The organism is Methanofollis ethanolicus, assembly GCF_001571385.1.
Lineage (GTDB): Archaea > Halobacteriota > Methanomicrobia > Methanomicrobiales > Methanofollaceae > Methanofollis > Methanofollis ethanolicus.
The window spans coordinates 1862713-1880048 of the sequence record NZ_BCNW01000001.1; the positions used below are offsets into that span (position 1 = coordinate 1862713).

19 protein-coding genes are annotated in these 17336 nt (G+C 62.4%); 3 read left to right on the plus strand and 16 right to left on the minus strand.

The window, feature by feature from the left end:
• Nucleotides 1-82: 82 nt before the first annotated feature.
• The 3 genes from MEFOE_RS09155 to MEFOE_RS09165 all read left to right on the plus strand — a co-directional run bounded on the left by MEFOE_RS09155 (nucleotide 83) and on the right by MEFOE_RS09165 (nucleotide 2228).
• Nucleotides 83-1090: a methanogenesis marker 2 protein gene (locus tag MEFOE_RS09155; protein ID WP_067051353.1), complete on the plus strand. Its 1008-nt coding sequence runs from the start codon at nucleotides 83-85 to the stop codon at nucleotides 1088-1090.
• Nucleotides 1087-1827 (plus strand): methanogenesis marker protein Mmp4/MtxX, encoded by a 741-nt coding sequence (mtxX, locus tag MEFOE_RS09160; RefSeq protein WP_067051355.1) that lies wholly within the window; start codon nucleotides 1087-1089, stop codon nucleotides 1825-1827. The genes MEFOE_RS09155 and mtxX overlap by 4 nt, the downstream gene beginning before the upstream one ends.
• 194 nt (nucleotides 1828-2021) lie before the next feature.
• Complete coding sequence (locus tag MEFOE_RS09165) at nucleotides 2022-2228, plus strand: histone family protein (protein WP_067051357.1); 207 nt, start codon at nucleotides 2022-2024, stop codon at nucleotides 2226-2228.
• 1324 nt (nucleotides 2229-3552) lie between these two features.
• On the opposite strand, the gene hisB is transcribed toward MEFOE_RS09165, so the two are convergent.
• The 16 genes from hisB to MEFOE_RS09245 form a co-directional block, all read right to left on the minus strand.
• A complete protein-coding gene (gene hisB / locus MEFOE_RS09170; RefSeq protein WP_067051359.1) occupies nucleotides 3553-4134 on the minus strand; it encodes an imidazoleglycerol-phosphate dehydratase HisB in 582 nt (193 codons plus the stop codon).
• A complete protein-coding gene (hisA, locus tag MEFOE_RS09175; RefSeq protein ID WP_067051361.1) occupies nucleotides 4131-4841 on the minus strand; it encodes a 1-(5-phosphoribosyl)-5-[(5-phosphoribosylamino)methylideneamino]imidazole-4-carboxamide isomerase in 711 nt (236 codons plus the stop codon). The genes hisB and hisA overlap by 4 nt, the downstream gene beginning before the upstream one ends.
• Before the next feature lie 6 nt (nucleotides 4842-4847).
• A complete protein-coding gene (gene hisG, locus MEFOE_RS09180; protein ID WP_067051363.1) occupies nucleotides 4848-5720 on the minus strand; it encodes an ATP phosphoribosyltransferase in 873 nt (290 codons plus the stop codon).
• 50 nt (nucleotides 5721-5770) lie between these two features.
• Nucleotides 5771-6976, minus strand: a complete 1206-nt coding sequence (locus tag MEFOE_RS09185) for a methionine adenosyltransferase (RefSeq protein WP_067051365.1) — start codon at nucleotides 6974-6976, stop codon at nucleotides 5771-5773.
• A 286-nt stretch (nucleotides 6977-7262) separates the two neighbouring features.
• Complete coding sequence (locus MEFOE_RS09190; RefSeq protein WP_067053160.1) at nucleotides 7263-8039, minus strand: DUF169 domain-containing protein; 777 nt, start codon at nucleotides 8037-8039, stop codon at nucleotides 7263-7265.
• A gap of 110 nt (nucleotides 8040-8149) precedes the next feature.
• Nucleotides 8150-8677, minus strand: a complete 528-nt coding sequence (locus MEFOE_RS09195; RefSeq protein ID WP_067051366.1) for a zinc ribbon domain-containing protein — start codon at nucleotides 8675-8677, stop codon at nucleotides 8150-8152.
• A gap of 1230 nt (nucleotides 8678-9907) precedes the next feature.
• On the minus strand, nucleotides 9908-10705 hold the full coding sequence (locus MEFOE_RS09200) for a DNA integrity scanning protein DisA nucleotide-binding domain protein (protein WP_067051368.1): 798 nt from the start codon (nucleotides 10703-10705) through the stop codon (nucleotides 9908-9910).
• Nucleotides 10702-11568 carry a succinate--CoA ligase subunit alpha gene (gene sucD, locus MEFOE_RS09205; protein WP_067051370.1) on the minus strand — a complete coding sequence of 289 codons (867 nt, stop codon included), beginning with the start codon at nucleotides 11566-11568 and terminating at the stop codon, nucleotides 10702-10704. Before sucD ends, MEFOE_RS09200 begins: the two co-directional genes overlap by 4 nt.
• Nucleotides 11565-12650, minus strand: a complete 1086-nt coding sequence (locus tag MEFOE_RS09210) for a succinate--CoA ligase subunit beta (protein ID WP_067051372.1) — start codon at nucleotides 12648-12650, stop codon at nucleotides 11565-11567. Before MEFOE_RS09210 ends, sucD begins: the two co-directional genes overlap by 4 nt.
• Entirely contained in the window at nucleotides 12637-13185 is a 549-nt protein-coding gene (locus MEFOE_RS09215) for a 2-oxoacid:acceptor oxidoreductase family protein (protein WP_067051374.1), read from the minus strand. Before MEFOE_RS09215 ends, MEFOE_RS09210 begins: the two co-directional genes overlap by 14 nt.
• A complete protein-coding gene (locus MEFOE_RS09220; protein ID WP_067051376.1) occupies nucleotides 13182-13970 on the minus strand; it encodes a thiamine pyrophosphate-dependent enzyme in 789 nt (262 codons plus the stop codon). Before MEFOE_RS09220 ends, MEFOE_RS09215 begins: the two co-directional genes overlap by 4 nt.
• Nucleotides 13967-15067 carry a 2-oxoacid:acceptor oxidoreductase subunit alpha gene (locus tag MEFOE_RS09225; RefSeq protein WP_067051379.1) on the minus strand — a complete coding sequence of 367 codons (1101 nt, stop codon included), beginning with the start codon at nucleotides 15065-15067 and terminating at the stop codon, nucleotides 13967-13969. The genes MEFOE_RS09220 and MEFOE_RS09225 overlap by 4 nt, the downstream gene beginning before the upstream one ends.
• On the minus strand, nucleotides 15064-15336 hold the full coding sequence (locus MEFOE_RS09230; protein WP_067051381.1) for a 4Fe-4S dicluster domain-containing protein: 273 nt from the start codon (nucleotides 15334-15336) through the stop codon (nucleotides 15064-15066). Before MEFOE_RS09230 ends, MEFOE_RS09225 begins: the two co-directional genes overlap by 4 nt.
• Before the next feature lie 14 nt (nucleotides 15337-15350).
• The gene (locus MEFOE_RS09235) at nucleotides 15351-15893 is read right to left on the minus strand and encodes a FumA C-terminus/TtdB family hydratase beta subunit (RefSeq protein ID WP_067051383.1); all 543 of its coding nucleotides are present in this window, start codon (nucleotides 15891-15893) and stop codon (nucleotides 15351-15353) included.
• Nucleotides 15890-16732 (minus strand): fumarate hydratase, encoded by an 843-nt coding sequence (locus tag MEFOE_RS09240; RefSeq protein ID WP_067051385.1) that lies wholly within the window; start codon nucleotides 16730-16732, stop codon nucleotides 15890-15892. Before MEFOE_RS09240 ends, MEFOE_RS09235 begins: the two co-directional genes overlap by 4 nt.
• Nucleotides 16733-16824: 92 nt before the next feature.
• The gene (locus tag MEFOE_RS09245; RefSeq protein WP_067051388.1) at nucleotides 16825-17325 is read right to left on the minus strand and encodes a 50S ribosomal protein L16; all 501 of its coding nucleotides are present in this window, start codon (nucleotides 17323-17325) and stop codon (nucleotides 16825-16827) included.
• Nucleotides 17326-17336 lie beyond the last annotated feature (11 nt).

A 17336-nucleotide genomic window follows, 5' to 3' on the forward strand; every position in this document is an offset into this window, starting at 1 on the left:
GGTGCTTTCCGAAAGCAATCAAATACATTATCTTTGATGAAACAGAGTATCTAGTAGCAGCTGAAAGGATGTTGATGTTATCGTGGTAGACAACTGTTCCCCTGATGCGGTCGCCAGATCGATCCGGGAATATGAGGGGGTGACGAGAAAGCGCGGCATCGGCGAGCTTATCGAATGCCTCAGGATAAACGAACAGCCTAATGTTGTCGCATCCTTCGGGGAAGACGCAGCAGTGATCCGTCAGGACGACCTGGCCCTCCTCCTTGCGGCAGACGGCATCTGGAGCAAACTCATGGAGGCCGACCCCTTCTGGGCCGGGTATTGCGCGGTGCTCGTGAACGTCCATGACATCGCCGCCATGGGCGGCACACCCCTCGCCATGGTCGATGTCCTCTCTTTCAAGAACGGCGAACTCAGGAACGAGGTGACGAAGGGGATGCAGGCGGCGTCCCGCCAGTTCGGCGTGCCGATCGTTGGAGGGCACCTCCACCCGGACACGCCCTATTCTGTCATCGATGTCGCCATTCTCGGGTCGATGCAGATCGACGACGTGATCTATTCGAGCAATGCCCGGACCGGCGACCGTGTCGTCGCTGCGATCGACCTGGACGGCCGGGTCCACCCCTCCTGCATGGCGAACTGGGACTCGGTGACGATGAAGTCCGACGAGACGGTGCGCCGGCAGATCCGCGTGATGCAGGAACTCGCCCAGAGGCATTTAGTGACTGCGGGGAAGGACATCTCGAACCCCGGCCTCATCGGCACTCTCGGCATGCTCCTCGAAGTCTCGCGGAAGGGTGCGGAACTCGAACTGGAGGCGATACCGCGACCAGACCTGAAGGCCCACAATCTCACCTTCGAGCAGTGGGTCAGGATGTACCCGGGCATGGGCTTCATCCTCACCTGCCCGGACGAGAACACGGAGGAGGTCTGTCGTCTCTTCGAAGAGACGGGGATGACGGCCCGGCCAATCGGGTGGGTGAATGACTCCAGTTCCCTGTCGGTGTCGTACGAGGGGGCCACCACCTCTGTCTTCGACCTGAAGCAGGATGGGATCATGCGGATCATTGACACGGCAAAACTGGTATGATCATCGGTATCGGTGTCGGGGGGGAGCCGGAAAAGGTGGCGCGGACGGCGGCGCGCGTGGGAGACCGGGTGCGGCTCGTCTGTTACTGCCGGCCGGGCGTGATGGCCGGGTACGAGACCGAGTGCCGGGAGAGCGACTGTCCTGAAGAGGCGCTCGTCGCCGACCTGATGGCAGGAAAGATCGACGGTGCGGTGCGGGGGACTCTGCCGGCCAATGAGACACTCAGGTGCCTGAAAAGGGCCTGCCATACCGATCACCTGGAGAGGGTGGCACTCCTGGAAACGGCTGACGGGGTGCAGTTCCTCCTCGCCCCGGTGGGCGTGGACGAGGGCTGGACGGTCGCAGAAAAACTCGCCTTCGTGACGAAGGCGCGGGATATTGCCCGGTCGTTTGGTCTCTCCGAGCGCGTCGCGGTCCTTTCGGGGGGGAGGTTCGGCGATGTCGGCCGCCACCCGGCGGTCGACAGGTCTCTTGCCGATGCCGAACTCGTGGCCCGCCTCGGCAACGCGGAGCACTGCGAGATCCTGATCGAGGAGGCGGTCAGGCGGTGCGGGGTGATCATCGCCCCAGACGGGATATCGGGGAACCTGATCTTCCGCACTCTGACCTTCCTCGGGAAGGGATCCGGGCATGGGGCGCCGGTGGTCAATATCGACAGAATTTTCGTGGATACCTCGCGCGCCTCTCCCGACTACACGAGTGCGGTTCTCCTCGCCGCGTCGATGGGCGACCGGTAAAAAACGTATTTTTGAACTGTTTTTCCAATAATTCCCGATTATAATCGTTATTTATTTTGGAGCACGATCTGCGATGCAAAATCCACCTCCCCGATAAATCCCCCCCCAAACACCCATCGAAAGCCTTACCGGCGGCATCGTTACGAAACCCTTAAATAGTCTTCGAGAAACTGATAATTTAGAGGTAATTAGACATGGCAGACTTACCTATTGCAGCGGTTGTCAGAATCGCAAAGAAGAACGGTGCTGAGAGAGTTGGAAGCGATGCAGCTGCGGCCCTTGTCGCAAAGGCTGAGGCCTACATCGCCAACCTGACCAAGGAAGCAAACCGCCTTGCCCAGCACGCTGGCCGCAAGACGATCAAGGAAGAGGATGTTGAACTCGCGGCAAAGTCCGCCTGAGTTCTCCCTCTTTTCTCGTAGTCTCTATTCCTCGAAACCCCGGATGCGGGGTCTTTTGTGTCCGTCGTCGGTCTACCTCAATGCTGTCGGGAGAGCGTGCGCTCCGTCCGGCACAAGCTGCGAGTGCGGATGAACCTGACGCCGATCTGGCGCGACGGGATCCAGGACCGAGGACTGAAAATCTCGATCGAAGAAAAAAAGATCTGGAAAATTCCTGTTCCGGCGTGCCTGTGCCGGGGGGCTGCTGTTCGAAAACCTACGGTCACCGGCAAATCAAAGATTTGTCAGAACGGCCCTGTAGAATTCCTCCTACATAGATTGATAGTGTATGCTGATCCTCTGCCTTCCCCTTCCCGTTCGCCGGGGGACTTTTGCCCCCGGACCCCCGCGCGAGGATTGGTCCCGGGAAAAAAGGATCGGAGTTCTGGAGGATTATGTCATCCCTGCCTCTATCGTAATGGCAGGGGGTATGGGGGGCGGCAGCCCCCCGGACCAGGCGCTTATGAACAGAATTTTCTCCTATCGCTTCAGGACGTACTTTCCCGCGAGGGTTTACCATGAAAATGATCCCGAAGAACGTCTCTCCGGGTTTGCACGAGACTCTGACTCTCATCGAGCATCCCCTTTCAGAGATGGGAGGTCCGCATCTGCCTTCCCGGCCCTATCGCATTGCGGGGGTCCGGGGGCAACGAGAAGACCGAAGGTCTTCGAGGTAGTCCCCCGGCGCGAGCGTGGGGGAAGGCATGTTGACCAGCAGACCACAAAAAACAATTTTCATCGCGTATGCTTGAGTTCCCCGAGACTCATGCCCGATTCTACAGAGCCGTCAGAACGGGAAAATCTTCGATTTTCCCGTATTTCTCAAGCTCGCTTTGCTCGCACTCCCCACCCTCTGCCATGAGGATAGGGACGAGATGGTTATTTCCCTCCTCTGAATATCCTGTTCTGTCTTCCCGGGTTCTATCCTACGTAGGGGATCCGGGGGTGAAACCCCGGCGGACTGTATGGGAAAGGCAGCGGACCCGCGCGTTCCCTCATGGGATCAGAGTTACATTGACCCGAGCACGGGGTTTGCCATGAAACACCCGTCATGCAGTATGCCTGAGACATTCTCCCGACTCATGCCCGATTCTCCAGAGCCGAAAAAGAGATCTCCGACACACCACCGACGGTTCGGACCCATAGCAGTCAGGCCGGCGTCACTGCCGCACACAGAGCCTCGCAAACCCACTCTGCTGCGGGATCTGGCTCCCCCATGGGGCAGACGGTAAAATGGCAGGAAACACCCTCTAGGTGCAGCAAAAAAGAAAGTGGTCTCAGAGACCTATAGCGTGCCCTTGGTGCTCGGCACGCCGCTCCGCCGCGGGTCGACCGCCACGGCCTTCGCAAGGGCGATGCCGAAGGCCTTGAAGATCGCTTCGGCCATGTGGTGGTCGTTCCGCCCGTAGAACCTGATGTGGGCCGTGATCCCGGCACGGGTGCAGAGGCTATAAAAGAAGTGCTCGAAGAGGGTCGTGTCGATCCCGCCGACCGCGGGGCTGTTGAAGTCGCCGGTGAAGACCAGGTAGCCCCTCCCGCCGACATCGACCGCAACATCAGCGAGGGCCTCGTCCATCGGCACCGCCACGTCCGCAAAACGGGTGATGCCGCTGCCGTCCCCCACCGCCTCCTTGAGGGCCATGCCGAGGACGATCCCGAGGTCCTCCACCAGGTGGTGGGCGTCCACCTCCAGGTCGCCCTTCGCACGGATGGAGAGGCCGAAACCCCCGTGCCGTGCAAAAGAATTGAGCATGTGGTCCATGAAGGGGAGGCCGGTGGCGATATCGGCGCCCCCCTCCCCGTCCAGCGCGATGCTCAGGCCTATCTTCGTCTCCTTCGTCTCCCGTCTGACTTCTCCCATCCTCATTGTGCTGCCTCCCGTGCCTCTCTGATCGTGATCTTCCCGCTGTACAGGGCCGAACCGAGCACCACCCCCGAGACGCCGAGGTCCCGGAGTATCCTCACGTCGGCCGGCGTCGTCACCCCGCCAGCCACAACGACCGGGAGATCGGTGTGCTCCAGAAGGTGCCTGACCGGTTCGGGGTCGATCCCACGGCAGAGCCCCTCCACACTCACGTTCGTGAAGAGCAGAGACCCGGCACCGAGCATCTCGAAATGTTCGGCCCAGGAGAGGTAATCGCCCGCCTCCTCCTCCCAGCCCTCGATGACGACCCGGCCGCCGCGGGCGTCCACCCCGGCCATTACCTGCTCAGGCCCGAACTCCAGGGAGAGGTCGCGGACGATCTCGGGTTCCCTGACCGCGACTGTTCCCAGGATCACACGGCCGACGCCGATCTCCAGCCAGGCCCGTGCGTCCTCGCGGCTCCTGATACCACCGCCGAGTTCGACGAAGACGCCTGTCTCCTGGATCAGTTCCCGGATCTCGCGTACATTCGCCTGCGCGCTGCCAAAGGCGCCGTCCAGGTTGATCACGTGGAGGGCGTCGGCCCCGGCGTCGAGCCAGCGCCGCGCATTTTCAAGAGGCGTTCCGTAGGCGACCGCACTCTCTCGTTTGCCCTGCACCAGCTGGACACACTGGCCATTGAGGATATCGACTGCGGGAAAGACCATCATAGGCACTCAGGGGATCATCCTTTCGATCGACATCACCAGGATGTCGCGGGCGCCGGCCCTCTTGAGCTGGGTGATCAACTGGTAGACGCACTCCTCCTTGACGACCGCGTGCACGGCCACAAGGCCCTCCCTCGACGCCACGTCCATGACGGTCGGGCCGCCGAGGCCCGGGAGGACGCTCTCGATCTCAGGCAGGGCGTCCCTGTGGGCGTTCATCATGATATAGCACTGCCCCTTCGCCCGCAGCACGCTCTCCAGGGCCAGGAGCACCTCCTGGATCTTCTCCCTCTTCTTGGTGCGTGAGGCCGGGTTTGCGATGACGAGAGTGCTCGACCTCAGCACCTCGCCGAGGATGCGCAGCCTGTTCGTCTGGAGGGTGGTACCGGTGCTCGTCAGGTCGACGATGGCGTCGGCGATCCCGAGATAGGGCGTCGCCTCGCAGGCACCACCGACCGGGACGACAGATATCGAGATACCCTGCTTCTCGAAGAAGGTCTTCGTGATTGTCGGGAACTCGGTCGCCACCTTCGCCCCGGCAAGGTCGGCATACTCCTTCACCTTCGCGTCCTCGGGCACGGCCACCACCAGGGTCGCCCCGCCCATCTTCAGGTCGAGGAGTTCGTCGACGACGGAGCCGCGCTCCATCACCATGTCACGGCCGGTGATGCCGATATCCGCGGCGCCGTTCGCCACATATTCGGGGATGTCGATCGGGCGGGCAAAGAGCACCTCGATCTCGGGGTCCACCGTCTTTGCGATGAGCTTGCGCTCGCCGCCGTCGATGAGGTGGATCCCGCTCTTCTCCACGAGGTCCCTGATAGGTTGTGCAATCCGTCCTTTATTCGGGATTGCAAGACGTATACGGATAGGATCAGTCATCTATTCTCTCCCTGAAGGGATGGGAAATGTGTACGCAAAAAATGATCGGTTTAGAAGGTGTTCAGTTCGCCCCTGACGACCTTCTCGGTGATGTCACTGATGTTCTCAAGCCCGGTGTCGATGATCGCCTCGACAGCAGGCTGGATCGTCTTCATGTCGTAGCCCGGCTTCGGGATGACCTTCGCGCTCGCCACGAGCGGCTGGTCGACCGGGTGACCGATCTGGGAGAGGAGGCGGACATAGATCTCCTCGATGCCGTCCACTTCGGCGACGCAGGTGTTGCCGAGCTGGGTTGCAAGGAGGTTGTAGATCTTGCCGATGTGGTTGATCGGGTTCTTGCCGCTCGTCGCTTCCATGCTCATCGGCCTGTTCGGCGTGATCAGCCCATTGCAGCGGTTGCCGCGGCCGACAGAGCCGTCGTCGCCCATCTCGGCGGAGGTGCCGTTGACGGTCAGGAAGACGCTGCCTGCCGTGAGGTCGTCGGCGGTGTTCACGTCGACGTGGACCTTCCTGGTCGTGAAACGCGGGGCGATCTCGGTGATTGTCTCCTTGAGTCTCTCAACGGTCTCGACATATTCACCGATGTCGGCGAGGTACCGGTCGACCATCGCCACGGCGAGGGTGAGGGTGATCGCATCGCCGTCGCGCAGGCCCATGACCTTCACGTCGGTGCCGATCGCCGGGTTCTTCGGCCGATAGACAGTGTCAAGATAGTCGGAGACACCCTTGACCAGGCTCTCGGTCTCGCTGAAGGGAGCGTGGCCGACGCCGAAGGAGGTGTCGTTGGCACGCATGATCGCCGAGCCGCCGCAGACCTTGAAGACGTCGCGGAGGTCGGTCGAACCGGTCCCCATGCGGCAGTCGACGATGACGTCGCGCTCGAGGTTCATGATGGGGATGATGCTCTTGATGTACGAGCGTGCCGCCTCGACGGCGATCGAGTCGGCCGGGATGTTGATCCCGTCGAAGGTCTTTGTCGCCCTGCCGGTGAGGAGGACGTAGATGGGCTTGACGATCTTCCCGCCGCCGAAGTGGGGGATGGACTCGCCGGCCACGATCTCGCCCTGGTCGGTGTTGTGGTGGAGATAGACACCGCACTCTTCGAGGTACGCCTTGCAGAGCGCCCGTGAAACAGCTTCCGCAACGCCGTCGGCGATGCTGTCAGGGTGGCCGATGCACTTGCGTTCAATCAGTTCGATCCGCTGGTTCTCTATGGGGGTCTGCTCCAGCTGCTCAACCTTGATGTTTCTGATCATCCGATCCCTCATCTCTATGAATAATTACAAGGATCGAGTCTCATTTAACGGTTTCTATAATTGCGTCTGCCTGCGGTTGGTGCTCCAAAAAAGGCCCGATCGCCGTATTACAGAAAAATGAGTATTTCTGCCAGGAAAAGAAGGAGGGGCAGCACATTCTCCATAGTAATAATCAGTATCCCGGTATCGGAGTGGCCATCGCGCGGGGAAGGGTGTGGCACGGATACAGGGAGAGTGATCCTGTAAAAACGAGGCAAGATGAAGTACCCTGATGGAACGCCGGTGCTCACCTCCCACGCCCGTGGTCGGGGAACGCCACCCGCGGCCGTCTGACCACAAAGGAGGCGTCGAGATTCCTGATCATCCTCCGGGCCACCGCCGCCGGGATGCCGACGCCCATGATGTCGGGTGGCAGGGCAGGGTTCACCGTCGGGTCGGTGGGTCCCATGAAGGCGGCGTCCGGCGGGGCGCCGGCCGCCATGCCAGCAGGGTAGGATACGAAGGTCGCACATGCCGGCCCCCAGGGGGCGATTACAGGCGAGAAGGGGTCGGCGCGGTCGAAGTGGACGAGAGCGGCGATATTCCGGATCTCCTCGGAGGTGCCGAAGAGACAGAGCGACCGGACGACGTCGGCGTCGGTCACGGTCCGGCAGGGCCTGATCACCAGGTAGCGTCCCGGCGGGGTAACCGGGCCGGCACATGCAAAACAGGCGTCGACCAGTCCGGGGTCGGCCTTCAGGTACTCAGCCACCCCGCCCCGCACGTCCGGACGCCCGGTGGAGACGAACCAGCGGATATCGTCAGAGCGCTCCGAGAATCCCATGTGAACGAGGCCGCCAGGACAGCACCCCGCCTTCACGTCCTCGCCAAGATACAGTGCGGGGACGTCTGTCCCGCGGGTCGCCATGCGACACATGGCGACGGCAATGCACCGGTGGACCGAAGAAAGGGGGACAGCGTCCGCCGGAACCTCCTCCGCCCCGCAGACGGCAAGGGGCTCTGTCAAGAGCCGAAACGCCGCCGAAAGACGCCTGCCGATGAGGGAAAATTCAGAATTTTTCACGCACGGATCACCATCGGAGGGATAGACGAGAGGGGAGAGAAAGGTATTGATCGGGGGGAGGCACCGGGTCATGCCGGCATGGCCGCGACCCGTTTCATCCTCAAGAGGACTTACTCCCGCCACCGGGGAAGCGTCGAGAGGTACTGCCGCACCATCTCCCTCGCTTTTTCGACAGGCATGCCGAGGTGCTCGGCCATCATCGGCGCATATTTCTCGACCGCCATCTCTTCTGTCAGGTCGGGTTCGACGAACGCCCCGCCCCGATAACAGTGGATGCAGTACCTCGCGCTCTGCGACCCGTCCACCTCTGTCCCGGCGTCCTCGTCCTGTGCAAGGGGCATCCCGCAACTTTCGCAGAAGGCGATCTCCCGTCCGGCCCACCTCTTCAGGCATGAGAGTTGTTCTTTGCAGAACGCTTTCGCATTCTCAAGGGGAATGTCGAACATCTGCGAGAAAATTGCCCCGCCTTTCTCCGCCATCATATCTATGGTGATACCGGGTTCGGTGAAGGCACCGTTCTGGTAGCAGTAGGTGCAGTAGTCCTTCGACCTCTCGCCGTCCGCTTCGATACCGAAGTCGTCCTCTGATCGCATCGGCATTCCACAACTCTGGCATGATTGTGCAGTTATCTCTTCCATAGAAAACCTCCTCGGTATCGAGTGTCCCCGAGGTGCTCAATGAGTAAATGGGATGGGTGGGGATAAATATTTCCGCGGTGCAGACCGGAATGCTCTCTTTATCTCGCGGGGTAAAGGGGTGGAGCGGGAAGACCCCGGCCAACAGGTGCGTGGATGAAAGCGGAGCCGCCCTTCTGGTATGGTCCCAATTATTACGAAAAACGGCTTCGTTGAAATCCTTAGGTTCAGGTTGATGTCTCTCTCCCTTCCATGAGAGCAGACGCGGATCCTCCGCCTTCCCCCTACTGTCTGCCGGGGGCTCCTCGAAGACTTCGCCTTCTCATGCTCGCTAACGCTCGCACCCCCCATCATTGCGATAGGGGGGGGAGGGCAATCTCCTTCATCAGGATCTCTGGTCTCTCTTCCCCGACCCTATCCTGTTTCGGGGTCCGGGGGCATCAGTCCGCCGGCAAAGAGGTGGGGGAAGGCGGGGGATCTGAGCGTCCCTCAAAGGATCAGGGAAAGACATCGATCCTATCATGAGGGTTTCTTCAATCAAAGCCAAATGAACGAGATTTCTGGTATGACCTCATGGTAAATCCCCTCGATCCCATTCATTATTGTGCCTGCATGGCGGAACGTGAGGGTGATGCCCCGCCGGACACGCCCGGGTCAAATACGCCCAGATCTACCTCCGATCTGGGGATCACACCTCCCATTCTGGGCCATATCGGGGAGAACCGGCGATCCGGGCAGAATGGGGTCCGCGGGCGAAACTGGACGAAATCCGACAGGACTCAACGCCCCAGGGCCGTCGATATGAGTGCAGGTAATGCCCCGCCATTCCCGGTCTCCCTGGTGCCGGGAAAGGAAAGGGAGCGGGGTTGGAAATTGTCCGGATCCGGGATCTGGAGATATCTTCAGTATGAGGTCATCCCAAAACGGATCCGAACCTTCATGCACGCCGATGAAAGGGCTCACATTCGGTTCTGAAAAACCCTGTTCTGGCGTCTTGTCCGGGGGGTTTCACCCCCCGATCCCCCCCCTCATTGCGATAGGGGGTGGATGGTAACCTCCTTCATCAGGGTCTCTCTTCCCCGACCCTATCCTGTTTCGGGGGTCCGGGGGCGTCGGTCCCCCGGCAGAGATCTGGGGGAAGGCGGTGGTTTCGCACGATTCTTCATGAAATTCGGGAAGACATCGACCCGATCATGACTCTCCCGAACCCTGCATGCAGAGATGGGGGGAAATTCACCCGGTGATCCTGATCTCGGACCGGATCGTGATCGTGCACGCCCCGTCCCTGAAGACCCTGACCAGGCCACCGCTCTCCGAGACAGTGATGCCGACCGCGGGGATCAGGCGGGTGATCGCCGCCGTCGCCCGGTGCCGACCGCCAAGGCCGCCGGGGAGGTTGACGTCCTTCGCATTCGCGTCAATATATCGGCCAGCCGCACAGATCAGGCCATTCCTGTTCACGACAAAGACGCCGTCGAGCTGGGCAAACTCCTTGACGCTCTCCCAGTTCTCGCGGTTCTTGATGTCCCTGAAGGCGGCGTCATGCCCCTTGTACGGGTTCAGGATGGCCTGGTGCGAGTGGTGGCCGACCTCCTCGTCGTCGCCGATGACGAACGCCGTGCCGATCCTCCGGCCCTCCCGCCCCTCGATCGCGATCTCCATCGCCAGGTTGAGGACGGCGTACATCACTTCCCTGGGGACGATGTCTTCGTAGTTCCTGAGGTCGACGAAGTTTTTGGCGCGTTCGAGGTCGTAGATCAGGATCGCGTACGGAAAGACCGCGACGACGTTGCCGTCCTCGAAACGGCGGGTGAGATAGATCTGCACGGCCGCGTCGAGCATGTGCTGCTCGCAGACCGAGACGATCTCGTTCATCGAGAGGTCTTTCAGGATGTCGAGCTGGAGGTCCTGCACCCAGATCAGGGGCACCCTGGAGAGACAGGTGCAGGGGCGGGTGAAGGAGACGATCGCCTTCGCCCCGATATCCTCCGCGATCTCGGCGGCCACTCGCATCAGCAGTTCGTCATTCATAACAGGCCACGGATCATGCCCGGTATCTCTGACGGCCGCGAGGCGACCGCCACGCCCATCTTTTTCAGCCTCTCGATCTTGGAGCGTGCGTCGCCTTCGCCGCCCTCGATGATCGCACCGGCATGGCCCATCCGCTTGTTCGGCGGAGCCGTGACGCCGGCGATATAGGAGACGATCGGCAGGTCGGTCGAGCGGACGCCCTCCTCTTCGAGATTGCCGCCGACCTCGCCGATGAGGACGACGGCCTTCGTCTGCGGGTCATCCTCGAAACGGGCCAGGACATCGGCAAAGGTCTGGCCGATGACCGGGTCGCCGCCGATGCCGACGACCGTCGACTGCCCAATGCCCCCCTTTGTCAGTTCGTCGACGACCTCGTAGGTGAGGGTGCCGCTCCGGGAGATGACACCGACATGCCCCCTCGTGTACAGGTGGGAGGGCATGATCCCGAGTTTCAGTTCGCCGGGCGAGAGGAGGCCGGGGCAGTTCGGGCCGATGACACTGCAGCCTGAGAGGCCCGCATAGGCGACCGCCTTCATGGCGTCGTGGACAGGGATGTGTTCGGTGATCGCGACGACGAGGTCGAGGCCTGCATGGGCGGCCTCCATGATCGAGTCGCCCGCGGCCCCTGCCGGGACGAAGAGGACGCTCGCCGTTGCGTCGTGCTCGGCAAGGGCCTCCTTCACGGTGTTGTAGACCGGGACGCCGCAGACCTCCTGGCCGCCCTTGCCCGGCGTGACGCCCGCGACGACGCCCCTGCCGCCGACCTCACGCGCGTATTCGTTCATGAGTTTGATGTGGAAGGAGCCCTGCTTGCCTGTCGCGCCCTGCACGATGACGGCGGTGTTCCTGTCTCCGTAGATCATGCCGTCACCTCCACCGCGGCCCTGACAGCCTCGTCCATGCTCCCGAGCATCCGATATCCCTTCTCTGCGAGGAGTCTTCTCCCCTCTTCCTCGTTCGTGCCGGCGAGCCTGACGATGACCTCCTGCTCGACGCCGGCCTCGATGATGCCGCGGGCGACCTCGTCGCACCGGGTGATGCCACCGAGGAGGTTGACGATGATCACCTTCACCGCGGGCATACCCGCGACGAGTCTGACCGCATACTTCACCCTCTCCTGATCGGCACCGCCGCCGACGTCGAGGAAGTTCGCGGCCTTCCCGCCGAAGTGCTCGATGAGGTCGAGCGTCGACATGGTAAGGCCGGCGCCGTTCCCGATGACCCCGATCGCGCCGTCGAGTTCGACATAGGAGAAGCCGTGCTTCTCGGCCTCCTTCTCACGCTCTGTGAGGTCGCGGTTGACCGCGATGCCCTGGCGGGCAAGGGCGTTGTCGTCGACGATCAGTTTTGCGTCGGCCGCGTAGACGCCCTGCGGCGTGGTGACCAGCGGGTTGATCTCGGCGAGAAGGGCGTCCTTCTTGCAGAAGACATGATAGAGTTTGTTGATCATCTCCCGCACGCCCGCAGGGGCGTTCCCGGTGAGTTCCCTGAGGAGGAAGCCCGGGACGTCGGGGAGGAGGGGGGAGAAGGTGACCTTTCTGATCGCGTCAGGGTTTTCTTTTGCCGTCTGCTCGATCTCGACGCCGCCGGCGTCGGCAAAGAGGATCACAGGCTGCTTGTTCGAGCGGTCGATGGCGATGGAGACATAATACTCGTGCTCGATCGGGAGGCGCTCCTCGATGAGAACGCGGGAGACAGGGACGCCCTTGATCGGGGTGTGGAAGAGGTGCCGCGCCGTCTCGACGACATTGGCGGCATCGGCCATCAGGACGCCTCCGGCCTTGCCGCGGCCGCCGACGTCCACCTGCGCCTTGACGACGACTTTGTCCCCGATTTCATCCATGTGGAGGAGGATCTCCTCGTGCTTGCTGACAAGGAGGCCCTTCGGCACCCTGATGCCTTCCTCTCTGAAGAGTTCTTTTGCTTCAAACTCAAGCAGTTTCATCTTTCATGCTCCTTCTGCCGAGGTCGAACCCGAGCTTCAGCGCCCGGATATTGAGGTCCTCGGTGCCCTTCGGGACCGAATCGAGGACGGCCTTTTCGATCGCCGCCTCGGAGACGACGCCGGTGGTCGCCACCAGTGCCCCGAGCATCACAATATTTGCGACGATCACCTTTTTAAGAGTGCTTTTTGCCTCGTATGTCGAGGGGATCTCGTAATACCGGCATGTCGGCCGGTCCTGCACGAGTTCCGCGTCGACGAGCATCAGGGCACCTGCCGGGGCACCCTTCCCGTACTTCAGGAAGCCCTCCTGCGACATGATCACGTAGATGTCCGGCGCCGTCACCTCCGGGTAGAGGATGGGGTCGTCATCGATGACCACGGCGCTCATCGACGCCCCGCCGCGGGCCTCGGGTCCGTAGACCTGCGTCTGGACGGCATACTTGCCGTCGTGGATGGCCGCGGCCCGGCCGAGAATCACAGCCGCGAGGATGATCCCCTGGCCGCCGAAACCGGAGAAACGGACTTCGTGCCTCATTTCGGCACCCCCGTGACAGGAAGGTTCCGCCGCACGAACTCGCCGACAGGGAAGGTCGTCGGGTCGTGGGGGGTGCCCTCCTCCTCCATCCTCTTCCATCTCTTCAGGAGCACCGCATGGTCGCGCATCCAGGCAATCATGTCCTGCGCTTCGCGGAGTTTGTTCCGCCGCCCGTACCCGGTCGGGCACTGGACGACCGCTTCGATGAGGGAGAATCCCGGCGTCTCAAGGCCAGCCTTCACCGCGCGCGTCAGTTCCTGCACGTGGTACGAGGTCCAGCGGGAGACGTAGTTCGCGCCTGCCGCCACGGCAAGGGAGGCGAGGTCGAAGGGGGGCTCGTGGCAGCCGTACGGCGTCGTCGTCGTGACGGCCCCGAGGGGCGTGCACGGGCTCCCCTGCCCGCCTGTCATGCCGTAGATGTAGTTGTTCATGCAGACGACCGTCAGGTCGATGTTCCGCCGGCACCCGTGGATGAAATGGTTGCCGCCGATGGAGGCGAGATCGCCGTCGCCGGTGAAGACCACCACATGGAGGTCGGGGCGGCTGAGTTTCACGCCTGTCGCAAAGGGGATCGCCCGCCCATGGGTGGTGTGGAGGGAGTCGGTGATGATGTAGCCGGGAGCACGGGAGGAGCACCCGATGCCGGAGACGAAGACCGTGTCCTCCGGGGCCCAGCCTATCTGGTTCACGGCATTGAGGGTGCAGTTGATCACCGTGCCGTTACCGCAGCCTGCGCAGTAGATATGGGGCAGGCGGTCGGCCCGCAGCCAGTCCTGGTAGTTCACAGATATCCCTCCGCCGTGGCGATGAGGCGTTGTGGCGTGTGCAATTCGCCGCCGATCTCGGATATCGGGACGACCGGGACCGCGGTGTGGCGGGCGATCTCCCTCTCTATCTGGCCGAGGTTCAGTTCGGGCACCAGAAAGACGCGGGCATTTTTGAATGCCGCAAGCGCGAAGTCGGGGAAGGGCCAGACCACCTTCAGCCTGAGGTGGCCGACCCTCTCGTCGTCCAGGTCCCTGACGGCCTGCGCCACAGACCGGGCCGGGGCGCCGTACGAGACGAAGACGACCTCGGCGTCGGGGTTCGTCACCTCGTAGTCGGCGATCTCGCGGTTCGCCCCCTCTACCTTCCCGACAAGACGGCGCACCAGGCGCTCGTGCACATGGGGGTCGGTTGAGGAGGGGTAGCCGCGGTCGTCATGGGTGAGGCCGGTGACATGGACACCGTAGCCGTGGCCGAAGGCCGGGAAACCCGGCACGTCGTCCTCGCCCGGCGCAAAGGGAAGGGCGCCCTTCTCCAGGGGGCGCCGCGGCACGATCTCGACGCTGTCCGGGACCTCGATCCTCTCGCGCATGTGGCCGATGATCTCGTCGGTCATCACGAAGGCCGGGACGCGGTACCGGTCGGCGAGGTTGAAGGCCTCTGCCGTGAGTTCGTACATCTCCTGCACAGAGGCAGGGCTGACCGCGATGATGCTCATGTCGCCGTGTGAGCCGAAGCGACACTGCATCATGTCGCCCTGCGAGGCGCGGGTCGGCTGGCCTGTGCTCGGCCCGCCCCTCTGGACGTCGACGACGACGCACGGCGTCTCCGTCATGACCGCATAGCCGATGTTCTCCATCATCAGGGAAAAACCGGGGCCTGATGTCGCAGTCATCGCGCGCGCACCCGTCCAGGAGGCACCGATCACCGAGGCGATGCTGGCGAGTTCGTCCTCCATCTGGGCAAAGACCCCGCCGATCTTCGGCATCTTCCGCGCCATGTGCTCGGCGATCTCGGTCGAGGGCGTGATCGGGTATCCCCCGTAGAACCGGCAGCCGGCGGCAAGGGCGCCCTCAGCACAGGCCGTGTTCCCCTGCATGAATTCAAGCCGCGTCAATCTTCAATCACCACCTTTTCAGGCTCAAAGGGTTCTTCTTCGACCCACCGGATCGCCTGGTCCGGGCAGATCATCTGGCAGACGCCGCAGAGCACCCGCCCGTAGAGCTTCTGGAGGCGACAGTTGGTACAGCGCTCAGGACGGTCGAGGGTCGGGACCACGATGCCCCGCCTGTTCGGCGCCGTGCCCTCCTGAAATATCCTGTATGGGCAGACCAGGGTGCAGAGGTTGCAGCCCTTGCACCTGGTCTCGTCGATGATGAGCTTCATATATCCGGTCCGATTTATGTATTGAACCGCCGTTCAAATTGTATTTTTGCCTTCCGGTCAACGTCGCCAAAGAGGTCGCCGCCGTGGGCGTCGATCCCGACGATCAGAGGGAGGTGGTCGAGTTCGATCTCCCAGACGGCCTCGGCCATGCCGAGGTCATCGAAATAGACGCCTTTCAGGGTCATACGGGCGGCGGCGAGGGCGGCGCACCCGCCGGTGAAGGCGAGGTACACGCCACGGCCCCGCAACTGTTCCCGCACCTCCGGCCCCATGCCTCCCTTGCCGATGAGGGCGCGCACGCCTGCATCCAGGATGAAGCCGGAGAGGCGGTTCATCCGTGCCGAGGTGGTCGGGCCTGCGGCGATGACCCGGCCCGCCCCGATCACCGGGCCGCAGTGATAGACCGCGGCGCCCGCCGGGTCGAAGGGGATGCCCTCCTCCATCATTCTCTGGTGCGCCTCGTCCCGTGCCGTGTACACGGTCCCGGAAAGGGTGACAGCGTCGCCGGCGCGGAGTTCGAGCACCTCGTCGCTGAGGGGTGTCGTGAGGTGGATCATTCCGCCACCTCCACGCGGCGGGTCGACCGCCGGCATGCCCAGCACTGCACATTGACCGCCACGGGCAGGGACGCAGTGTGGCAGGCCCCAGTCTTCACCTTCACCGCGAGGGCCGTCGTGTCCCCGCCAAGGCCCATCGGACCGATGCCGAGGGCGTTGACGGCGTCGCAGATCTCCTGCTCGAACGAGGTCATCTCGTCGATGGGCAGGAGGAGCGCCTCCTTCGCAAGCGCCGCAGCACCGTCGAAGGTTGACCCGATGCCGACGCCGAGGACGACAGGAGGGCAGGGGCGGCCGCCGGCGATGAGCACAGTCTCGGCGACGAACCGTGCGATCTCCCCGGCCTCGGAGGGGAGGAGCATCGCAATCCGGGAACAGTTCTCCGCGCCGGCCCCCTTCGGGAGGACGGTGACGGTCAGGTCGTCGCCGGGCATCACATGGACGGCGGGCATCCCTGCGCCTGTGTTGTCGCCGCTGTTCTCCCGGGAGAGGGGGTCGACGACGTTCGGCCTGAGCGGGACCTCGCGTGTCGCCCTCTTCACTCCCTCCGCGACCGCGTCGAAGAGGTCGCGAGTGAAGGGCACGGTCGGCGGTATGGTGAGATAGACGACCGGGACGCCGGTGTCCTGGCATATCGGCAGGCCGTGCTCCTCCGCATACCTGATGTTCTCCTCGATGTTCTCAAACTGGGTGCGGGCGGTTGCACTCTGTTCCCGGTCGCGGGCTCGTCTGAGGGCGCGCCGTACGTCTGTCGGAATCGATGTTTCGGCTTCCAGGAACGCAGAATAGGTAGCAGATGCGACTGCCCCGGAAAGGCCGGATGCCGCTCTCTCTATCATTGAGTAGTATGGGGGAGGGGCCGCTAAAAAAATATCTCATTCCCGCCGCCCCTCCGGCAAAGAAAAGAAGAGGAAGAAAATTTCGTCCTGCTTCACTCGAAGACAACCACGCGGGTCGGCGCAGGGAGCTTGTACCCGCCGTGCTTGAGGGCATCCTTTGCCTTGTCCGTGTACTGCGGGTTGGTCCAGACGGTGAAGACCTTCTGGCCCGGGGTGACACGGGCGGCAGTGCCGACGGCCTTGCCAAATGCAAGACGCATACCTTCCGACACACGGTCTGCACCGGCGCCGGTTGCCTGCTTGTTCTCACGAAGCACATGGTGGGGGTAGGTGCGGAGCTTGAGATAGTAGTTCGAACGTCCCACCTCCTTCATCAGGCGCCTGTTAATGTTAATACGTGCCGCTTCAAGAGCGGAGTGACGGATCTGGCAGGATTCGAGCACTTCAAGGGTGATCTCAAGAGGAAAAGAACCGCTCGGGTCGCCCATATCGTACTGAACAACCTTGCTGCCGGGGACACCGCCCATATATTCTCGCCGGGTGTAGGCCTTCTTGGCGAGATTTCTATACATTACTCCTGGTTTTCGTACCATACCTCACAACG